An 18460-nucleotide genomic window follows, 5' to 3' on the forward strand; every position below is an offset into this window, starting at 1 on the left:
TGTGTGTCCTTTCAGACGGGTGATCCGGCCGGGAACCGGCTCGGGGATACAGCTGCGGGGAGTGCGTCCGAGTTGCGAGACTCCGGGCCGTCGGCAACAGAACCGCCCAGCGGCGCGAAAAGCCGGCCACCGCCCTCGTGGAACTGTCCGAAGAACTCGACGTAGTGCAGCCGGAGCGCCTGGATGGTCGGGCTGAAGGCCGCCAGGGCAAGGTTCAGCGCGTGGAACAAGGTGGCGACGAGGATCCCGAGCAGCAGCGGTCCCCGGGCGCCGAGTTGGTTGGCGACCTCCGCCAGGTAGGTCGAGGCGAGTCCGACCGCCGCGAGCCGCAGGTAGGACAAGACGTTGCCGAGGGCGCCGAGCAGATCGAGCGGGCCGAGCAGCAGCCCGAGCGCGCCCTGAGAGACGCAGGCCACGACCACACCGACGACGAGCGCGGCCACCGCGGGAGTCAGTAGTGTGTCTGGGAATCCCGCGGCGGTGACACCGGCGAGCCCGAACAGTCCGGCCAGGACGAGAAGTGTCCCGGCCTTCGAGGCGAGGTGCCGGCGATGATGTGCGCGGGCGGCTGTCCACACGCCCAGCAGCAGTCCGAGCACGATGTGGACAAGGCCGATGGCCAAGGAGAACAACAGCAGCGGCTGGAGCGCGGTCGGGCCGCCGCGGTAGAACCAGAGCGCCGGCATCCCGAGGCTGTGGCCCAGGCTGCCCAACGCCTCGCCGTACAAAACACCGAACAGGACCGTCCAACCGCCGCCGAGCGTGAGTACCCTGCCGGCCTCACCGAGGGTGCTGTCCTTCGGCCGGCGCGATCTGAGCCACCACGCGGCGGCCAGCAGCAGGGCTCCGTAGACTACGTCGCCGACCATCACGCCGAAGAAGATCGGCAGCACCAGCGCCATCAGCCCGGTCGGGTCCAGTCCGTCGCGCGACGGCCAGGACAAGAACCCGACGAGCTGCTGGAACGGCCACCAGCCGGGCCGGTTCCGCAGCAGCACCGGTTGATCCTCGGCCCCTGCCTCGGGAAGCTGCTGTACGGCGACAGCCGACCCCAGCCGGTGCACGAGTGCCTGCTCGACCCGCGCGATCTGCTGGGTGGGAACCCAGAGTCTGACAAAGAACGTGCGCGAGGACAGGTCCGCTTGTGTGGCCGCGACTCCTCGTTCCGCGCGGGCCCGCAGCGCGGCAGCGGTCACGTGGAGCGCACCCGCGAAAGGTTCGACCGTCGCGGCCAGCTGGGCGCGAACGTGGTCGCGGTCAGCGGGCAGTGCGGCGAGTCGTTCGCGCATTGCCACGACGGTCACGCGCAGCGACTTGCCGGCGTAGGCGTCGGGGACGCCGACCTCGACGATGCGCTCGGTGCCGAGGAGGGTGTTGACGTCAGGCAGGTTGGTGCGCCGTAGCACGAGCAGGCAGCCGACCGGGCCGCCGCGCACGGCCGCGGAGGTGACCAGCAAGTGCCCGCGTCCGAGCAGCTCGCCGAGTTGGCGAGTCAGCTCGGGGACGATCCGCAGGTCGGGGTCGTCGAGGATCAGCACCATGCTGGCCAGGCCGAGGTTGGCCAGCTGCCGGTCGTTCAACTGTCCTAGTTCCGGCACGAGGGGCTGCAGCGCGTCCAGGGCGTCGATGGAGCGGGGCAGTGTTTCAGCCTCGCCGCGCAGTTCTTCGTCGGCCGCCAGCAGCTTCGCAACCTGTGGTTCGAGGTGGTCGAGGGTTGCCTGGAGGGCGGCATCGCTCAGCACCGTGCCGGTTGCCGGCTGCTCGGTCAGCGCGCACAGCGCGTCGGTTCGGGCGATGAGATCAGCCAAGCCGGGTGGGGTGTCACCGGGGTCGACGATGGTCACGACTTCTGCCAGCCGCAGTTCCTGCAGGGCGGCCAGCGCATCATCCAGCCTGGGTCTGAGGCCGACGACCTCGAGCTGGGTGAGGGGGACCATCATGGCCGGCTTGCCTCGTCCCACGACGACTCGGGCGACTGCGGCAGAACTGCGGAGACAACAGAGTCGACGTCCTGGTCGCGGCGCCCGGCGGCGACGGCACTCAGGTGGGCCGCCCTGGCGATACCGGCGCCGGTCAGCCGGGCGGCCTCGGCGCGGGCGACGGACAGGATCGCGGCCGCTCGTTGCCGCGCCACCTCCGCCGCCTGCGCTTCGGCCTCGGCGATGAGGTGATCCGCCCGCACTCGAGCCAGTGCCACCTCATCGCGGGCTTGGTCCGCCGCGGTCAGCCGAGCGGCGATCGAGTCTTCGAGCTCCCGCACCAGCTCGTGCGGCGTCGCAGGCTCCATCGTCTCGCTGTCGTCGTGCGTGCGGCTCATGCGGCGCTCCGGGTGTAGTCGGGTCCGCCACCGGCGGTGTCACGGGACGCTCGGCGGGCGCGGGCGCGCCGGAGCCGGGCGTGCTCCTCGCGTTCACGCTCGTCGAGCGTCAGCGCGATCCGGCGCGCCTCGTCGTGCAACTGGGGGAGCACGATGTTGTCCAGGGCATTGACCTGCTTCGTGGTTCGCGCGATCTCCGTGGCCAGCCGGCGGACGCTCAGTTCCAGCGCACACAGGTCCAGCAGCCACTCCAACTGCTGCTCGTAGGCCTGGGCGACGGTGTCGAGGTGCGGTGAGACCAAGGCCGGCGCCCAGCCGCGGGTGGCCGGGTTACGCAGTACCGGATCGTGGCGCAGGTCGAACAGCCGGACACCGGCCACAGTCCGAGACCGAAGATCCACACCGATACCGGTCGGGGCCACCAGCGCACCGGATCGCAGCGCCTCGGGTCCGCAGACCGCAGTGGCCTCGTCGAGGCGCTGCCGAGCCTCCACCGCGAGGGCCCGGAGTCTTTCCAGTCCGTTCAGGAGTTCACCCTCGTGGTACCGGAACTCCCGCACCAGCGCCGTTCTCTTGTCCTTGAGCAGGTCGCGGCCCTGGGCGACGAAGACCGCCCGGCGTCTACGGTCGAGCAGCTCACTTCGGGTGGCGACGATGGATTGCATGGCACACTCCGGGATGCTTGATCTGGTATCTCTGACATTGCCGCTGCCCACCGTCGGAAGGTAGTGACGCCGTCGGCGACCTTCGCCACGCGCTGGTTGCCGGGGTCAGGCAATGCCGCGACCAGACCCGACGACCGGTGAGCTGCTGCCTGTTGCGCGGAGCAACAATCGTTCGCGGTCGGGTACCGGTGGTCACCCTGGCGTGTCATCGCCGCCGCCGAACGTCGAGTCTGCGTGCCGTTGGCCGGCCGGGTAGGACGCCATGGCTAGCCTTGGTATCGCCTCGTCCAGCTCTCCGCAGCCGGCCAACTGCTGTAGCGCGCGCACGGCGATCGATTCCGCGTCGACGCCGGAGTGCCGGCGTAACGCGGTCCGGGTGTCGGAGCGCCCGAAGCCGTCGGTGCCGAGCGACGCCCACGGCCCCGGGACGAATTGAGCGATCTGGTCCGGCACCGCTCGCATCCAATCCGAGACCGCCAGGACAGGGGCTCTGCTCAGACGCCTGGTGACGTAGGGGATTCGGGGTTCCTGGTCGGGGTGCGACAAGTTCCAGTCTTCGACGGCGAGGGCGTCGCGGCGCAGCTGGGTCCAGGACGTCACCGACCAGACGTCGGCCTGGATGCCCCAGTCGGTCCGCAGGAGACGTTGTGCCTCGAGCGCCCAGGGCATGGCGATGCCGGAGGCAAGGATCTGCGTCTTCGGTCCGGTTCCTTGGCCGGCGGGGGAGTAGCGGTGCATCCCGGCGAGGATTCCGGCGATGTCCACGTCGGCGGGCTCAGCGGGCTGTGCGATCGGCTCGTTGTAGAGGGTGAGGTAGTAGAAGACGTTCTGGTCCTCACCGGGGCGCGGTTCGCCGTACATACGCCGGAGCGCGTCGGCGGTGATGTGGCCGAGTTCGAAGGCATAGGCGGCGTCGTACGCGATGCAGGCGGGGTTGGTGGAGGCCAACAGCAACGAGTGGCCGTCCTGGTGTTGCAGGCCTTCGCCGTTGAGGGTGGTGCGACCGGCGGTGGCGCCGAGCAGGAAGCCTCGGGTCATCTGGTCGGCCGCGGCCCAGAACTGGTCGCCCGTGCGCTGGAAGCCGAACATCGAGTAGAAGATGTAGAGCGGGATCATCGGCTCGCCATGAGTGGCGTACGACGTACCGGCCGCCGTCCACGATGCCGCGGAGCCGGCCTCGGTGATGCCCTCGTGGAGAAGCACACCGCGGGTGTCTTCCTGGTAGCTCAACATCTGCTCGCGGTCCACCGACAAGTAGGTCTGTCCGTGCGGGGAGTAGATCTTCTTGGACGGGAACAGGGAATCGAGCCCGAAGGTGCGGGCCTCGTCGGGGATGATCGGCACGAATCGGTGACCCATCTGTGGATCCTTCATCAGGTCCTTGAGCAACCGGACGAACGCCATCGTGGTGGCGACCTCTTGCCGGCCCGACCCGCGGCGCGCCACGGCGTACGCCGACTCGCCGGGCAACGTGAGGGACGTACTGCGGACCGTGCGGGCGGGGAGGTAGCCGCCGAGGGCGCGGCGCCGCTCGTGCAGGTACTCCAGTTCCGGTGAGTCCTCCGGCGGCCGGTAGTACGGCGGCCTCACCGCGTCGAGGTCGTTGTCGGGGATCTCCAGGAACAGCCGGTCCCGGAAGCCCTTGAGGTCCTCCAGGCTCAGCTTCTTCATCTGGTGGGTGGAGTTGCGGCCTTCGAAATGGGATCCGAGAGTCCAGCCCTTGATGGTTTTGGCCAGGATCACCGTCGGCTGGCCGGTGTGTTCAGTGGCGGCCCGATAGGCCGCGTAGAGCTTGCGGTAGTCATGGCCGCCGCGCTTCAGATTCCAGATCTCGGCGTCGGACAGGTGCTGCACCATGGCGGCGGTGCGCGGGTCCCGGCCGAAGAAGTGCTCCCGGACAAACGCGCCGGACTCCGCCTTGTAGGTCTGGAAGTCGCCGTCGGGGGTGGTGTTCATCAGGTTCAGCAGTGCGCCGTCGGTGTCGGCGGCCAGCAGCGGGTCCCATTCCCGGCCCCAGATCACCTTGATGACGTTCCAGCCGGCGCCGCGGAAGTACGACTCCAGTTCCTGGATGATCTTGCCGTTGCCGCGGACCGGGCCGTCGAGGCGTTGCAGGTTGCAGTTGACGACGAAGGTGAGATTGTCCAGTTCTTCGCGGGCGGCGACACCGATCGCGCCGAGGGACTCCGGTTCGTCCATCTCGCCATCGCCGAGGAACGCCCAGACCCGCTGGGTGCTGGTGTCCTTGAGGCCGCGGTCATGCAGGTACCGGTTGAAGCGGGCCTGGTAGATCGCGTTGATCGGGCCCAGCCCCATCGACACGGTCGGGAACTCCCAGAAGTCCGGCATCAGCCGCGGATGCGGATACGAGGGCAGCCCGCCGCCGAGGCCTGCGTGGGAGAACTCCTGGCGGAACCCGTCGAGGTGGTCGGTGCTCAGCCGCCCTTCCAGGAACGCCCGCGCGTAGATGCCGGGGGAGGCGTGGCCCTGGAAGTAGATCTGGTCACCTCCACCGGCCGCGTCGTGGCCGCGGAAGAAGTGGTTGAACCCGACTTCGTACAGTGCGGCGGCGGAGGCGTAGGTGGAGATGTGGCCGCCTACGCCGATGCCTGGCCGCTGTGCGCGGTGCACCATGACGGCGGCGTTCCAGCGGTTGTATGCCCGGATGCGCCGCTCGATGTGCTCGTCTCCGGGGAAGTCGGGTTCGGCGTCGGGAGCGATCGTGTTCAGGTAGTCGGTGCTGCGCAGGTTCGACACACCGACGCGCCGGTCCCGTGCCCGCTGCAGCACACTGAGCATCAAGTACCGCGCCCGGTTCCGACCGGCGTGGTCCACCACCTGATCCAGCGATTCCAGCCACTCCTGGGTCTCTGAAGGGTCCAGGTCGAGTAGCTGACTGTGCAGGCCCAGGCTTGCCGGCAGGCCTTGCGGTGTGGACGTCATGACAGTTCCTTCAGCTCTGGTAGGCGATTCGTTGATGCCAGCTGGAGACGACGTCGGTGCGCAGGCAGGGCTTCGAGGGGCTTGGTCCGGCGGCGGTGGACGACGGCCACGGGGCAGGCGGCGTGCTGGAGAACGGCCTGGCTGACGGAGCCCAGGAGCATGCCGGCGAAACCGCCACGGCCATGTGAACCGACCACGACCATTCCGGCGTCGCCGGATGCGTCCACCAGCGCCTGGACCGGGTGGTCGTGTACCAGGTTCAGCTCGAGGTCGATGCCGGGGACGAGCGCTCGCTCACCCTCCATCACCTCGGCGAGCAGTTGCTGTTCGACCTGCTCGATGATCTCCGGGGGGACGCGCGGCGATGAATGCTGTCGCGTCGGCATCCAGGCATGGACGACGGTGACGCCGACGTGGCGACGCGCCGCCTGCTGGAGGGCGAACCGGATGGCGCCGGCCGAGACCTCCGACCCGTCGACGCCGACAACGATGCGGCCGGTCGATCCGGCGGGGAACGCCGTGCCGTCTCGGTGCGGGCGGACGACGATGACGGGGCACGGGGCATGCGCGGCGACCGCGGCGCTGACCGACCCCATCAGGAGTCCGCGGAAGCCGCCGAAGCCCCGGCTGCCCACGACCACCAGTTCGGCGTCCTGGGCTTGGCTCAGCAAGGTCGGCGCGGCACCGGCGACGAACAGCTCACCGGTGACCTTGATGTCGGGAGCAACGTGACGTGTGTAGTTCTCTGCCTCGGCGAGGATCCACTCCCCGGCCGACTGGAGTCCGTTGTCGATGTCCCCGACGGAGGCCAGGTCGAGCGCGTTGCCGATCATCGGCCAGACAAAGGTGTGAATGATGCGCAGCGGGCAACGTCTCGACGAGGCTTCCGCGGCGGCCCAGGCCAGCGCACCCTGAGCGGAGACCGAGCCGTCGACCCCGACCAGAACCGGACGGCGGTCGCGGTTGCCAACTGCAGTTGTCTTCATCATGTCGCCGCTCCGCTTCAGCTCTGGATACCTGCGGGCTCGACTGTGCCGTTCCGGCGGCTGCACGGGTACTGGCACGATCGGCCAACCTGTGACCGGTCTTATGGCCGACGCCCGGCAACGATGCTCTACTGGGACATCACCGCGCAGCTGCCTGGATCCCGCGTGAAGGGAGTGAGATGAGCGAATCCGGTGTGCCGCACTGGCCGGGTGCTGCCGATCCCGCGAACAGCGCGGATGAGGCCTGGCTGACCGCGATCGCGCAGGCCGCCGCCGGTGACTCCCAGGCGCCGCTGGAGCTGCTGGTCGAATACCTCACCCTCCTCGCCGATGCTGCCATCTCCGGGCGGCGGCCGGGCGAGCACGAACTGGCGATCGTGCGTGAGCTCGGGCGGCGTGCCGCCGAGCAGGGCATCCCAGCCGGAAGGGTCGTCGACCTGTACCTCTCCGCGGCCTGGCGGATGTGGCGCGACCTGCCCGACGTCGTGCCGTACCGCGACCGCGACACGGTCAGAGCCTCAGCCCAGGCAGTACTGCGGGCCGTCGGTGAAGCGATCGCCGTCCTCGTCGACAGCTACCAGGTCGCAACCCAGCAGCTGATCCGGCAGGAGGAAGCGCTGCGCCGGGAACTGGTCGACGACCTGCTTCGCGGCGACCCCGACGTCTCCCGGATGGTCGAGCGTGCTGAACCTTTCGGGCTTGACCTCGGCCGGCCCCACCAGGTGGCCCTCGCCGCCCCAGCCGATGGATTGACTGATGGCGACACGGCGGCGGGCATGCTGGAACGCTTCATCCTCGACCGCTTCGGCGACCGTGAAGTGCTGGTCGCCACCAAAGAAGGCCTCCTGGTGGTGCTGATCCCCGCGACCGCCCCGTCAGCGGCACCGCGCACCGTGACCAAGGGCGTGGGGGAACTGATCCACGACGCACTGGTCCGGCATCGGGCCGGGCGGGCGTGGCGCGTCTCGACCGGCCGTGCCTACCCCGGCTCCTACGGCATCGCCCGTTCGTACGAGGAGGCCCGGGAGGCGCTGACCCTGGCCGAGCGACTGCAGTTCGATACGCCCGTCGTCGACGCGCGCGACATGCTCGTGTACCGGGTTCTGGTCCGTGACCAGGCTGCCATCGTTGACCTCATCCAGGCCGTGCTCGTCCCGCTGACGCAAGCGCGCGGAGGTGCCGAGCCGCTGCTGAAGACCCTCGAGGCGTACTTCGCGACCGGCGAGGTGGCCACCGAGGCGGCCCGCCGTCTCAATGTCTCGGTCCGCACCGTCACCTACCGGCTGACCAAGATCAAGCAGCTCACCGGTCATGATCCGGGAGATCCAGCACAGCGGTTCGCCCTGCACATCGCCGTACTCGGTGCACGGCTGCTCGAGTGGCCCGCGCACGACCTTGCGACCGGCGCCGCAGCACACAGTTGAGTCACCATCCTGTGCGAGCTCTCGTTGCCGGGCGTCGGCGAACAGGGCTGTCGTAGGTCGCCGATCGTGGCCGTAGCTGTTCCGGCCGGAACGCGGCAGAGTCGTAGCTGCAGGAATAGCTTCGAGCTCGCCCCACGAACCGTCAGGAGGTTTTCGTGAACCCATCCTCCGCCGTCCGGTCAAGCCCACCAATCTCCGCAGAACCGGCTGATTCACGATGAGGATCTATCGTGCTTGCTGGTTGACCTTCTGCGGCGTCCTCGGTGTTCTCGGTATGGTCGTGGCGTCCAGTTGGTCGCTGGAGACGCTCATCTTGTTACTCATCTGCGCGGTCCTCACCGGCGGCGTCGTCGCGATGGTCGCTCTGGACCCTGACGACAGCAGTCGGCTTCCGCGGGACAAACGACGGATAGTTGCCACCAGCGCGGTCCTCAGCGGTGCGGGGACTGTGGCGTTCATCGGACTGGGCACGTTGCTCGGTGCTCCGACCGCGGTTCTGCTGCTCACGATCACGGCCGGCGGATCGCCCTGGGCGATCAGCCATGGTGTTCGCTGGCTCAGACAACGCGGCCACCTGCCCGAGTCGGAACCGCAGCCTGCTCGACCGGACCCTGGCGAGCGCTCACCAGAGTCCGCGCCGCCGCCGGCTGAAGCTGACCCTCTGGCACAGCCTCGCGTCGCACCCGCCGCGCTGAGCGACGACGCCCTGTGCCTGGCGTGGCGGGCCAGTTACTCAGCACTGCAACGCGCGGATTCACCAGCACAACGACTGAGCATCATCGAAGAGCGCAGGGCCTATCTCGACGAGATCGAGCGCCGCAACGCCCAGGGGATGGCCGCGTGGCTGGCATCAGGAGCCAGAGCCGCTGGAGACCCCAGCAGGTTCGTCCTGGGTGACGGTGCCGCCGGCCGTGCGCGCATCGACTGGGACGGACTGCTTCACGACACGGACCAATGAACAAATCCCTGGCTTGACAGCCGCAACCGGCCGAGCGCCAGGGAGTTCGACATCAACGACACCGGTGCCCCGCTCGGGCCGGGTAGGCGATGACGCAACTGCGACGCCCCCACACCTTTCGGCAGGGCCCGCCAGACGTTCTGGCGGACCTTGCCGCAACGACTCAAGCTGCCTTCTCGACCTGACGGGTCACCCCGGAGGTCAGCCGGCTCGGTCGTCGTCGCCGGCGTCCAGCAGGTTGTCCCGCGGCGCGCCGCTGTCCGGGTACTCCGCCATCGCGATCTGCGGGTGGTGCAGGTCGAAAGCGGGGCTCTCGGACCTGATCCGGGGAAGGCTGACGAAGTTGTGCCGCGGCGGCGGCGAACTCGTGGCCCACTCGAGCGAGCGGCCCCAGCCCCACGGGTCGTCGACGCCGACCAGCGGCGCCTTCCGCGACTTGTAGACGTTGTAGAGAAACGGCAGCGTGGAGGCGCCGAGGATGGCTGCGCCGACGCTCGACACCGTATTGAGCGTGGTGAAGCCTTCGTTGGCCCCGTACGACGCGTAGCGGCGCGGCATGCCCTCGACGCCCAGCCAGTGCTGCACCAGGAAGGTGGTGTGGAACCCGATGAACAGGAGCCAGAAGTGCAGTTTGCCGAGCTTCTCGTCCAGCATCCGCCCGGTCATCTTGGGCCACCAGAAGTAGAAGCCCGCGAACATCGCGAACACCACCGTGCCGAAGACCACGTAGTGGAAGTGCGCGACGACGAAGTACGAGTCGGTCACGTGGTAGTCCAGCACCGGGGACGCCAGGATGACACCCGTGAGGCCGCCGAACAGGAAGGTCGTCATGAACCCGACCGACCACAGCATCGGGGTGTCGAACGAGATTGACCCGCCCCACATCGTGCCGATCCAGTTGAAGAACTTCACCCCGGTGGGCACCGCGATCAGGAACGACATGAACGAGAAGAACGGCAAGGACACCGCACCGGTGGCGAACATGTGGTGCGCCCACACGGTGGCCGACAGCGAAGCGATCGCCAGCGTCGCCGCGACCAGGCCGATGTAGCCGAAGATCGGCTTGCGGCTGAAGACCGGCAGGATCTCGGTGATGATGCCGAAGAACGGCAGCGCGATGATGTAGACCTCGGGATGGCCGAAGAACCAGAACAGGTGCTGCCACAGCAGTGGCCCGCCGTTCGCGGCGTCGAAGACGTGAGCCCCCAGTGCCCGATCCGCCTCCAGCATCAGCAGCGCGCCGGCCAGGATCGGGAACGCGATCAGTACCAGGATCGAGGTCACCAGGATGTTCCAGGTGAAGATCGGCATCCGGAACATCGTCATCCCGGGCGCGCGCATGGTGATGATCGTGGTGACGAAGTTGACCGCGCCCAAGATGGTGCCCAGACCGGCCATCCACAGACCCATGATCCACAGGTCACCGCCGACACCGGGGGAGCGGACCGCGTCAGATAGTGGTGCGTAGGCGAACCAGCCGAAGTCGGCCGCGCCACCCGGGGTGAAGAAGCCGCTGAAAGCGATGAGGCCGCCGAACAGGAACAGCCAATAGCTGAACATGTTGAGCCGCGGGAACGCCACGTCGGGCGCGCCGATCTGGACCGGCATGATCACGTTCGCGAAGCCGACGAACAGCGGCGTCGCGAACAGCAGCAGCATGATCGTGCCGTGCATGGTGAACAGTTGGTTGTAGACCTCTTCGTTCACGATCTGCAGCCCCGGCTTGGCCAGCTCGGCGCGGATCAGCAGCGCCATCACGCCGCCGATCAGGAAGAAGCCGAACGAGGTGATCAGGTACAGATGTCCGATCAGCTTGTGGTCTGTGGTGGTGAGCCACTTCACCGCGACCCGTCCCAGCGAACGGCGACGGACGGCTGTGGTCGCGGGTGTCGTCGTCCGCGCTACGAAGCCGGTCATCGATGGTGTCCGGCGCCGCGCTTCGCCTCACAGGTCAGATACTCCGCGGGCACTCCTCCGAGAGTTCCCGAACCGGTCGCCTCATTCGCGTACTGGCAGTCCATGCACAGACTCGCCATGGGCAGCGCCCTGAGGCGCTCCAGTGCGATGACCTGACCGCAGTGCTGGCAGAGCCCGAAACAGCCTGACTTGATGCGCTCCAACGCAGCGTCGATGTCGTGCAGGGCTGCTGCCGCTGCCGTCAGCAAGGCCGAGGTGACTTCGTCGAGTGAACCATCGCCTACGGCCAGCCTGTCACTGGTCAGGTCGGCGAGCTGTTCAACCCGAAACTGTCGTTGTTGTTCGAGTTCTGCCTGGAAGACGTCGTCCCAGTTACCTCGGCTGTCGCGGCCGTCCGGCGCGACAGCCTGGCTGACTTGTGTCATCGAGAACCTCCTTGCGTCACGTAGGGGCAGCAGCCCGGACCGGAGCGGATGCCGGATCACAGCAAGGTGAAACCAGCGCTGTAACGGCCAGGGCAAGCCACAGCCCACAATGCCGCCGCGCCTCAGGAGGAGGTAGGCACGAGACCGGCCAACAGACAACACCCGGCTTGCCGAGCACCGGCAACCTCGCTGAGACCTGCCTTTGACAGGGGATCAGGGCTCGACCAGCCCATCGTCTCCAGCTTCTGCTCGGCGATCCGCCGTCCACCAAGCCAGGTACGACCAACTTCCTGTACGACCCCGCGCACCCCTCGATCGGTGGCCAGGTGATGGCCGCGAGCGGCAAGGCTCGGGACGATCGGAGAACTGGAAGCCCGCGACGACATACTCGTCTTCACCACGCAGCCGCTCACCCGAGCTGAATGTTGCTTCGAGCAACCGGAACGCCGACCTGTTCGCGGCCCGGAACCCGCCACAGCCATCGCTTCATCGATGCCTCCCCGTGAGCCGGCAGAAGAAGAATCGGTGTTGGTTCGTGGCTCAGCTCGCGACTTTGCGGACGAAGGCTTCGGAGGGATCGAGGACGCGCCCGGCGTCGTCGGTGACCTCGAGTTTCCGGACCGGTCGGTTGTCCGTTGTGTCGAGCAGCACCGAGTGGGATTCGGCGTCTTCGAAGAGGTGGTTCTCGCCCCATTGCCGCAGGCTGACCAGGATGACGAAGAGGTCACGCCCCTTCTGCGTCAACGCGTACTCGTGGTACGCGCTTCCGTCGGCGGCCGGGCGCATCTCGAGGATGTCGTGCGCGACGAGTTCGCGCAGCCGTGACGAGAGGATGTTCTTGGCCAGGCCGAGGTTCCGCTGGAATTCGCTGAACCGGCTGATGCCGTCGAAGGCGTCTCGGACGATGAGCAGGGACCAGCGGTCGCCGATGACGTCGACCGCCCTGGCGACGGGGCATTCCGCTCGCTCGTGAGTCACCCGCTGCGGCATTCGCGTCTCCCTCGGTGATGCGGCCGGCAGCCGCGCGGATCAGTGGAAGCAAGTGGTTGCAAGTATAAACCAGGTCCTCTACGCTCCCGTCCATCGGTTTCAACTTGAAACCAGTTTCAGCGACAGGTGAGGAGGCCACGTCATGACTTCACAGGCGGATCCGAAGGTGAGCCCGGTACGGGTCGCAGTCGTCCAGTTCGAGCCGCGGGTCGGGGTCGAGAACCTGAAGGCCAATGCTCTGGCGGTGGAGCAGCGGCTGACGTCGGCGGCGGACGCCGGCGCAGGTCTGATCGTTCTCCCGGAGCTGGCGACCACCGGATATGTGTTCGAGAGCCGCGAGGAGGCCTACGCTCACGCCGAAGCCGTACCGGACGGGCCCACGGTCGAGTCGTTCGCGCGGATCGCGGCGGCGCGGAACGTGTACATCGTCGGCTGTGTCGCGGAGCGCGACGGCGTGACGCTTTACGACACCGCTGTGCTGGTCGGCCCGGAGGGATACATCGGTCGATACCGCAAGACGCATCTGTGGAACACCGAGAAGTTGTGGTTCACCCCAGGTGACGAGGGATTCTCGGTGTTCGACACCAAGATCGGCCGGATCGGGATGCTCGTGTGCTGGGACATCTGGTTCCCGGAGACCGCGCGGATCGTCGCCCAGATGGGCGCGGACATCATCTGCGTACCCACCGGTTGGGTCTGGACGCCTCCGCCCCTGTACGACGCCAGCGGTGTCTGCATGGCGGCGTACCTGACCATCACCGCGGCCCACGCCAACAACGTCTTCATCGCCACCGCGGACCGGATCGGCCAGGAGCGCGGCGCGGGGTTCATGGGCAACTCATTGATCGCCGGGACGAACGGGTGGCCGATCGATCGGATCGCCGGCCCGGACGAGGACACGGTCATCTACGCGGACATCGATCTGACGGCGGCGCGAACGGCTCCGATCTGGAATCAGCTCAACGATCTGCATCGGGATCGGCGTACCGACCTGTACGACCAGATGCTCGGCTACGGCGACCGCGCTCCACTACCGAGGTGACGTCATGACGACAGTCCGCAGTATGACGGGTGTCGCCGGCTCGCGGAGAGTTGCCACCTTCTGTGCTGCCGTGGTCGGCGCCGCGCTCCTGGCCCTCGCCGGTTGGACGTTCTCACGAGCTACCCGCGGCGCGACCTGGCAGCCGTGGGACGGCGACTACACCGACCTCGGCCGACTCTCCTCGTGGCTGGTCGGATCGATCAGCGAACCACAGTTCTACGCGGTTGCTCCGGCCGGCGCGTTGCTGCTCGTCGGCGGCATGATGGGCCATGTCGCGCACCGGCGATCGTGGCGTTGGCAGGGTTTCGTCCAGGCATGCGGCACAGGTCTGTGGCCGTGGGCAACAGGTACTGCGCTGGTCAGCCTTCTGCTGGGCAACATCGTCTGGGGGTGGACCCTCGCTCCCGGAAGCTGGCAGCCGTTGTTCGTGCCACTGGTCTCGGTGGCACCGGCAATCGTCGTCCTCTATGGACCAGGATGGAGAGTCGGTCTGTCCGCGGCCAGTCTGGGAGCGCTGCTGACCCCACCGGCGTCGATCCTCGCCGTCGAGCGCATCTCCGCACCACTGGACCTTCCGCCTGTCGTCGGTGCCACCACAGGAATGTGGCTAGGTGCGATCGCGGCGTTCTGGCTCTGCGGTCGTCTCAGTTGGATGCCGGCTCCGGGCGCTTGGCGCGCACGGCCCCAGCATGGGCCGGCTCCAGCGACTGACGGCGGGCATTCGCTGCTGTGGGCGTCCCGCCGTGCACTGGCTGACTTCTCCGAGGCGCAGTTCTCCGGCAACGAATGGGCAAGCGCGATGCTGATTCTCGGAGCCGTCGTGGCCCACCTGATCAGTCCATCCAGCACCTCCTACGGATCCGGCCTGTTCTACGCGGTGCTCGCCGGCCAGGTCCTCACCGCGGTCGCCGGTGTGGTCATCTGGCGGACGAGGTGGCGCAAGCACGGTTTCTACCCGACTTTCGTGCCGGTCGTCTCTGTCGCGCCGGCCACCGTGCTGGCCTTCGGCGGGACCTTCCAGTCCATCGTGGTCGGTGCACTGGCCGGCGCGCTGATCGCTCCACCGGTAGCAGCGGCGATCTCGGCTCGGATGCCGAAGACTTTCCACCCCTTCATCGGCAACGTCGCATCGATGAGCATCTGTACGGCGCTGATCGTGCCGCCGCTCCGTCTCCTCCCTGGATTCACGTCGTGACGGCCGCTGAACTCGGCCGGGCTCTGCGCGGTCGGGAAACGTCGGCAGGCGAGTTGGTCGATGCGGTTCTGCGCCGTGCCCGCGAGCTGAATCCCACCCTCAACGCGTTCGCGCTCATCGACGACGTGGGCGCCCGCGCGGCGGCTCGCCGGGCCGACGAACAACTCGCTGAGGGTGTCGACCTCGGCCCGCTTCACGGCATTCCCGTGGCGGTGAAGGACCTCATCGACATGGCCGGTCTGCCCACCAGTTGTGGATCGGCCACTTCCTTCGGCGCCACCGCGACCGAGGACGCCGAGGTCGTACGGCGGTTGCGCGATGCCGGGGCCGTGATCATCGGTAAGACAACCCTGCACGAGTTCGCGTACGGCGCGACCGGCGATCGATCGGTCCACGGCGCCTCGCGCAACCCGAGCGATCCCCGTCGTATGTCCGGAGGCAGCAGCGGCGGCAGCGCCGTCGCGGTGGCCGCCGGCATGGTGCCCCTCGCGCTGGGCACTGATACAGCGGGTTCGGTCCGCGTGCCGGCTGCGCTCTGCGGCGTCGTCGGGCTCAAGCCGGCGTACGACGCCGTCCCGAGCGCGGGCGTGTATCCGCTGGCTCCCACCCTGGACCACGTCGGTCTCTTCGCGGCAACGTCCGAAGACGCCCTCATCGGCTACCAGGCCCTCAGTGACCGGCCAGTGCAATTCCAGTCCGGCGATCTCTCCGTCGGATGGATCCCGCCGATGTCCATCGCCGTGACCGATCCGCGAGTCGAGGAGCTGGCACGGCAGCTCGTGACCAATGCAGGGTTCACCATCGACGTCGTCCAGGGGTTCCCCAAGTGGGAGCGGCGGCAGAGCCTGTTCGAGGTCTTCTCCACACTGCAAGGCAGGGAAGCGTTCCGGGTGCACGAGCACCACCTGGACGCAGACGCCGACCTCATCGATCCAGAGGTATATGCACGACTGAACAAGGGTCGCGAGATCTCTGATCGGCTCTATGCCCGGGCCGACGAAGCGCGCCACGAGCTGCGCGTCATGATCGACGAGTTGCTGTCGACGTACGACGTACTGGCTCTGCCGACTGTGCCGATCGTGGCGCCGGCCGTGGGCGATCGCAGCGTCTCGATCGCCGGCACCGACCTCGAGGTACGTGGCGCGCTGCTCTCACTGACCAGTCCCTGGAACCTGACCGGCTCACCGGCGATCAGCGTCCCCGCAGGCCGCCTCGACGGACTGCCCATCGCCGTACAACTCGTCACCGCGCCGGGCAACGAAGGACTCCTCTTCGCTGCTGCCCGGGATCTGGAGATCGCCCTGGCCAAGTAGCCGGGCCTGAAGAAAGGAACACGATGCCCTCGATCCAGATCGACCTGCCGCTGACCGCGGACGAAGCCACCAAACGAGCGTTCGCACAACGCGTCGGGCGCATCTACGGGGAGATCATGCAGGTCGGCATGGATCTCCTCACGGTCTCCATCCACGACCTCGGGGTCGGTGGAGTGTGGCGGTGCCACGAATCCGGTCCGCCCACACCCTCAGGCCTCATCATGTGTGACATCCGGAAAGGCCGCCCGACCGAAACCAGGGCTCTGCTGGCGCAGTCACTGATCGACGCCTGCGTGGACACGTTCGTACTCGACGCCCTGTGGCTGAAGGTCGAGTTCACCCAGCACGACGGCGACGAGATGTACCACCCTCACCTGGGCGGCTTCAACACCAACTGGCGCGGCGACGAGAGGAAGGCAAACTCCAGCACAACGACCACCACGTCGCCTCCAGACGCCTAGTCGGTCGGGCCGCTTCTGTTATCGGTTCGTGAGACCAGCGTGTGGAGGTGTTTCCGTCGTGCATCGGTGGTTCTTGGGCGGGGCGGAGAACGTCACTGCGCGGCATCGGGGCGATGCGCCAGGGCTGCGACGGCGGCGGCGATCGCGGCTGGGAAATCCTCCTGGAGGAAGTGTTTGCCGGGGACGGTCGGGAGGTCGTCGAGTCGCGCGGCGAGCCGGGCCTGGACGCCGTAGGTGCGTAGCGGCAGAGCCGGGTCCTTGCTGCCCCATAGGACTCCCACCGGATAGGCGCTGGAGCCGACGACCGCTTCGTAGCGCCGCCGTTTCTCGGCAGTTCGCTCGAAGGAGCGCATGATCCGCAGGAACGCGCGGCCTGAGTCATCGCCGAGGAGCAGCCGCAGGTGTGCGTCGATCTCGGCGGTCGGCACACCTGGTCCGACACCGATCGTCCGCATCAGCGTGCGGAACACCACCGGTACCCGTGCCGCTGCGAGCCAGGCCTGTCCGAGTGGGCCGTGTGCGAAGGGTTCCATCACCAACGGGCGGCGGAAGGTGTCGACGACAACAATGGTGTTCAGTAGCAGCACTGAGCGGACGCGGTCAGGTGCCGCGGCCGCGATCTCGAAACCGACAGGCCCGCCGATGTCATGGACCACCAGGTGCACCCGCCCGAGCCCGAGCGCGTCGAGCGCGGCGGTCGCCCATCGCCCCAGCCCGGTCCAGGAGTAGTCGAAGTCGTCCGGCCGCGCGGCCAGTCCGAGGCCCGGAAGGTCGAAGGCGATCCCGCGCAGCCCACGACTCGCCAATTCGGGCAGAACGGCACGGTAGACGAAGGACGAACTCGGTACGCCGTGCAGGCAGACGACCGGCTCCGCGTCGGACGGCCCCTGATCCAGCGCAAAACTGCGCACCCCAGCCGCGCTGAACTCCCGTCCAGCGCCGCGATGAGCGGCCAGAACATCCTCAACGGTCACACCAAGAACCCTACGACTGCTGACCACCGCCTGCCGGTGCTGCGGCCGCCACGGTCCGGTCCGGGGGAGGGGGACAGCCGGCAGCCGAAGCCGCGCTGCGCGGCTTGGATCACTTGTCCGCGAGCGCGTCGGCGAGCTGGTTCAGGTAGCCCTGCCATCCAGTGTGGTGGGCGTCGAGCGCGGGATGAGGAAGGCCGGTGTGCACGAGGGTGAGTAGCGTTCCCGCGCCGTCGGAGGCCAAGGTGACGGTGACCGTGCTGCTGCCCGGCGGCACCATCGGGTTGCCGGCGAACCCCCAGGTGAACACCACCCGGTACGGCGGATCGACCTCGACGTACTCGCCGACTATGGTCGCCGTCTCGTTGACCACGCAGCGGTAGAGGCCGCCGGGGCGGGGATCGAGACTCGCCTGCTGGCCGAGCCAGCGAACGTGCCTCTCCTCGTCGGTGAAGTAGGCGAACACCGTCTCCGGATCGGCCTGGATCCGGATCTCGTGCACCAGGGTGTCGCCGTCGATCGCCATCGGATCAGTCCTTCTCGGGGTCGGTGGCCTCGGCCTCGGCCGCGTCCTTCAGCCGGCTCAAGCCGGTACTCCACAGCCGATCGACGAATTCTTTGAGCCCGAGCAAGCCGTCCGGGCGGGTCCGGTACAGCCGCCGCGTTCCCGCCCGGCGTTCGTCCACCAGGCCCGCCTGTTTGAGCACGGTCAGGTGCTGGGAGATCGCCGGCCGCGTCACCTCGAAGTACGCCGCGATCTCGCCCGCGGCGAGCTCCCGATCCCGCACCAGTTCAAGGATGCGGCGTCGGTGCGCGTCGGCCAGGGCCCGGATCTGTTCGTCCATCGCGATCT

The 18460-nt window shown here is 67.8% G+C and carries 17 protein-coding genes; 6 read left to right on the forward strand and 11 right to left on the reverse strand.

What is annotated here, in order from left to right:
• Window positions 1–11: 11 nt before the first annotated feature.
• From ABD255_RS01805 to ABD255_RS01825, 5 genes are all read right to left on the reverse strand, one after another.
• The gene (locus ABD255_RS01805) at window positions 12–1940 is read right to left on the reverse strand and encodes a V-type ATP synthase subunit I (protein ID WP_344209006.1); all 1929 of its coding nucleotides are present in this window, start codon (window positions 1938–1940) and stop codon (window positions 12–14) included.
• Window positions 1937–2317 carry a hypothetical protein gene (locus tag ABD255_RS01810; protein ID WP_344209008.1) on the reverse strand — a complete coding sequence of 127 codons (381 nt, stop codon included), beginning with the start codon at window positions 2315–2317 and terminating at the stop codon, window positions 1937–1939. Before ABD255_RS01810 ends, ABD255_RS01805 begins: the two co-directional genes overlap by 4 nt.
• Window positions 2314–2982 carry a V-type ATP synthase subunit D gene (locus tag ABD255_RS01815; RefSeq protein WP_344209010.1) on the reverse strand — a complete coding sequence of 223 codons (669 nt, stop codon included), beginning with the start codon at window positions 2980–2982 and terminating at the stop codon, window positions 2314–2316. The genes ABD255_RS01810 and ABD255_RS01815 overlap by 4 nt, the downstream gene beginning before the upstream one ends.
• Window positions 2983–3174: 192 nt before the next feature.
• Window positions 3175–5925, reverse strand: a complete 2751-nt coding sequence (gene aceE, locus ABD255_RS01820; protein ID WP_425554358.1) for a pyruvate dehydrogenase (acetyl-transferring), homodimeric type — start codon at window positions 5923–5925, stop codon at window positions 3175–3177.
• Complete coding sequence (locus ABD255_RS01825; RefSeq protein ID WP_344209012.1) at window positions 5922–6914, reverse strand: universal stress protein; 993 nt, start codon at window positions 6912–6914, stop codon at window positions 5922–5924. The genes aceE and ABD255_RS01825 overlap by 4 nt, the downstream gene beginning before the upstream one ends.
• A 176-nt stretch (window positions 6915–7090) precedes the next feature.
• On the opposite strand from ABD255_RS01825, the gene ABD255_RS01830 reads away from it, so the two are divergent.
• On the forward strand, window positions 7091–8335 hold the full coding sequence (locus ABD255_RS01830) for a PucR family transcriptional regulator (protein ID WP_344209014.1): 1245 nt from the start codon (window positions 7091–7093) through the stop codon (window positions 8333–8335).
• A gap of 217 nt (window positions 8336–8552) precedes the next feature.
• Entirely contained in the window at window positions 8553–9293 is a 741-nt protein-coding gene (locus ABD255_RS01835) for a hypothetical protein (RefSeq protein ID WP_344209016.1), read from the forward strand.
• A 201-nt stretch (window positions 9294–9494) separates the two neighbouring features.
• Here ABD255_RS01835 and ctaD read toward each other — a convergent pair whose 3' ends face one another.
• The 3 genes from ctaD to ABD255_RS01850 form a co-directional block, all read right to left on the reverse strand.
• On the reverse strand, window positions 9495–11210 hold the full coding sequence (gene ctaD, locus ABD255_RS01840; protein ID WP_344209019.1) for an aa3-type cytochrome oxidase subunit I: 1716 nt from the start codon (window positions 11208–11210) through the stop codon (window positions 9495–9497).
• On the reverse strand, window positions 11207–11695 hold the full coding sequence (locus ABD255_RS01845; protein ID WP_344209020.1) for a TraR/DksA family transcriptional regulator: 489 nt from the start codon (window positions 11693–11695) through the stop codon (window positions 11207–11209). The genes ctaD and ABD255_RS01845 overlap by 4 nt, the downstream gene beginning before the upstream one ends.
• Before the next feature lie 480 nt (window positions 11696–12175).
• Window positions 12176–12625 (reverse strand): winged helix-turn-helix transcriptional regulator, encoded by a 450-nt coding sequence (locus ABD255_RS01850; protein ID WP_344209021.1) that lies wholly within the window; start codon window positions 12623–12625, stop codon window positions 12176–12178.
• A gap of 142 nt (window positions 12626–12767) precedes the next feature.
• Between ABD255_RS01850 and ABD255_RS01855 the strand changes: the two genes are divergently transcribed.
• Genes ABD255_RS01855 through ABD255_RS01870 form a run of 4 tightly spaced genes read left to right on the forward strand, consistent with a single transcriptional unit; the run spans window position 12768 to window position 16636 of the window.
• Entirely contained in the window at window positions 12768–13667 is a 900-nt protein-coding gene (locus ABD255_RS01855; RefSeq protein ID WP_344209024.1) for a nitrilase family protein, read from the forward strand.
• Window positions 13668–13671: 4 nt separating this feature from the next.
• Window positions 13672–14862, forward strand: a complete 1191-nt coding sequence (locus ABD255_RS01860; RefSeq protein ID WP_344209026.1) for a hypothetical protein — start codon at window positions 13672–13674, stop codon at window positions 14860–14862.
• Window positions 14859–16175, forward strand: coding sequence for an amidase (locus ABD255_RS01865; protein ID WP_344209028.1), 1317 nt, complete (start codon window positions 14859–14861; stop codon window positions 16173–16175). The genes ABD255_RS01860 and ABD255_RS01865 overlap by 4 nt, the downstream gene beginning before the upstream one ends.
• Before the next feature lie 23 nt (window positions 16176–16198).
• A complete protein-coding gene (locus tag ABD255_RS01870) occupies window positions 16199–16636 on the forward strand; it encodes a tautomerase family protein (RefSeq protein ID WP_344209030.1) in 438 nt (145 codons plus the stop codon).
• A gap of 92 nt (window positions 16637–16728) precedes the next feature.
• On the opposite strand, the gene ABD255_RS01875 is transcribed toward ABD255_RS01870, so the two are convergent.
• The 3 genes from ABD255_RS01875 to ABD255_RS01885 all read right to left on the reverse strand — a co-directional run bounded on the left by ABD255_RS01875 (window position 16729) and on the right by ABD255_RS01885 (window position 18452).
• Window positions 16729–17610, reverse strand: a complete 882-nt coding sequence (locus ABD255_RS01875) for an alpha/beta fold hydrolase (protein ID WP_344209032.1) — start codon at window positions 17608–17610, stop codon at window positions 16729–16731.
• 109 nt (window positions 17611–17719) lie between these two features.
• Window positions 17720–18133 carry an SRPBCC family protein gene (locus tag ABD255_RS01880; RefSeq protein ID WP_344209034.1) on the reverse strand — a complete coding sequence of 138 codons (414 nt, stop codon included), beginning with the start codon at window positions 18131–18133 and terminating at the stop codon, window positions 17720–17722.
• 4 nt (window positions 18134–18137) lie between these two features.
• The gene (locus tag ABD255_RS01885; RefSeq protein WP_344209036.1) at window positions 18138–18452 is read right to left on the reverse strand and encodes a metalloregulator ArsR/SmtB family transcription factor; all 315 of its coding nucleotides are present in this window, start codon (window positions 18450–18452) and stop codon (window positions 18138–18140) included.
• Between the last annotated feature and the right edge of the window lie 8 nt (window positions 18453–18460).

Source organism: Kribbella sancticallisti (assembly GCF_039530625.1).
Taxonomy (GTDB): Bacteria; Actinomycetota; Actinomycetes; order Propionibacteriales; family Kribbellaceae; genus Kribbella; species Kribbella sancticallisti.

Coding starts and splice junctions, on each gene's coding strand:
- ABD255_RS01825 (WP_344209012.1), bottom strand. CDS start 6,914: ATGATGAAGACAACTGCAGTTGGCAACCGCGACCGCCGTCCGGTTCTG.
- ABD255_RS01830 (WP_344209014.1), top strand. CDS start 7,091: ATGAGCGAATCCGGTGTGCCGCACTGGCCGGGTGCTGCCGATCCCGCG.
- ABD255_RS01850 (WP_344209021.1), bottom strand. CDS start 12,625: ATGCCGCAGCGGGTGACTCACGAGCGAGCGGAATGCCCCGTCGCCAGG.
- ABD255_RS01810 (WP_344209008.1), bottom strand. CDS start 2,317: ATGAGCCGCACGCACGACGACAGCGAGACGATGGAGCCTGCGACGCCG.
- ABD255_RS01870 (WP_344209030.1), top strand. CDS start 16,199: ATGCCCTCGATCCAGATCGACCTGCCGCTGACCGCGGACGAAGCCACC.
- ABD255_RS01860 (WP_344209026.1), top strand. CDS start 13,672: ATGACGACAGTCCGCAGTATGACGGGTGTCGCCGGCTCGCGGAGAGTT.
- ABD255_RS01805 (WP_344209006.1), bottom strand. CDS start 1,940: ATGATGGTCCCCCTCACCCAGCTCGAGGTCGTCGGCCTCAGACCCAGG.
- ABD255_RS01815 (WP_344209010.1), bottom strand. CDS start 2,982: ATGCAATCCATCGTCGCCACCCGAAGTGAGCTGCTCGACCGTAGACGC.
- ABD255_RS01835 (WP_344209016.1), top strand. CDS start 8,553: ATGAGGATCTATCGTGCTTGCTGGTTGACCTTCTGCGGCGTCCTCGGT.
- aceE (WP_425554358.1), bottom strand. CDS start 5,925: ATGACGTCCACACCGCAAGGCCTGCCGGCAAGCCTGGGCCTGCACAGT.
- ABD255_RS01885 (WP_344209036.1), bottom strand. CDS start 18,452: ATGGACGAACAGATCCGGGCCCTGGCCGACGCGCACCGACGCCGCATC.
- ABD255_RS01880 (WP_344209034.1), bottom strand. CDS start 18,133: ATGGCGATCGACGGCGACACCCTGGTGCACGAGATCCGGATCCAGGCC.
- ctaD (WP_344209019.1), bottom strand. CDS start 11,210: ATGACCGGCTTCGTAGCGCGGACGACGACACCCGCGACCACAGCCGTC.
- ABD255_RS01855 (WP_344209024.1), top strand. CDS start 12,768: ATGACTTCACAGGCGGATCCGAAGGTGAGCCCGGTACGGGTCGCAGTC.